The 675-nt window shown below is 32.6% G+C and carries 1 protein-coding gene; it reads right to left on the bottom strand.

Features of this window, described 5'->3' with window-relative positions; genetic code table 11:
• Window positions 1-92: 92 nt before the first annotated feature.
• A partial coding sequence (locus FC87_RS07035; RefSeq protein WP_082619242.1) for a hypothetical protein occupies window positions 93-675 on the bottom strand: 583 nt, incomplete at its 5' end.

Below are 675 nucleotides of genomic sequence, written 5' to 3'. Positions count from 1 at the left end.
ATTTCCTCCACTAACAATGTTATTAGGTGATGTCGAACCCAAAGATAAACTTTGATTTAAAGCATTAAAGTCTTGCATAAATTATCTCCTACTCACTCAATTTTACTGACAATGATCTGATCAACGTGATTGCTAATTGTTATACGTGAAGGAAATTTAAAGCATCCCAAAACTAAAAAGAAAAATGTGTCCATCCCAACTATAATTCCCATAAAGACAACCATGGAAGTTGAACTACGGTAAGCTCCATATGTAAACGGAAGGAATACAATCAAGAAAAGGGTAAGGCACACCACTTTAATAACTATTACCAAACCACTTAAAGTTTTTATTTGTGAAATTAAAACGTGTTTTTTAACATGTGTTTGAGAGATGCTCTTGATCTGTGCTTCTAACTCAGAATAATTTTTAATAGGATTTTTTGATGACCCTACTGTTACATAATTATAAAATTTCATTAAAAACGAAAAAAAGAAGTATGAAATTAAAATTGTTGCAAAATAAAGCAAATAGGCCGGCCAAAAGGATAATTTATTATCCGTGGGTAAAAAAATTCCTATTAATACAAGGGGTAAAGCTCCTATTCCCGAATATCCACCAGCCGCGCCTAAGGATCCTGAGGCTGCATAATCAAGATTCGGCTGATGATATTCATGTAAACGAAAAATATCATTA

The organism is Fructilactobacillus florum DSM 22689 = JCM 16035, from assembly GCF_001436645.1.
GTDB classification, from domain to species: domain Bacteria; phylum Bacillota; class Bacilli; order Lactobacillales; family Lactobacillaceae; genus Fructilactobacillus; species Fructilactobacillus florum.
The sequence above is the reverse complement of the archived record's forward strand: the minus strand, read 5'-3'. Positions and strand labels throughout refer to the sequence as shown.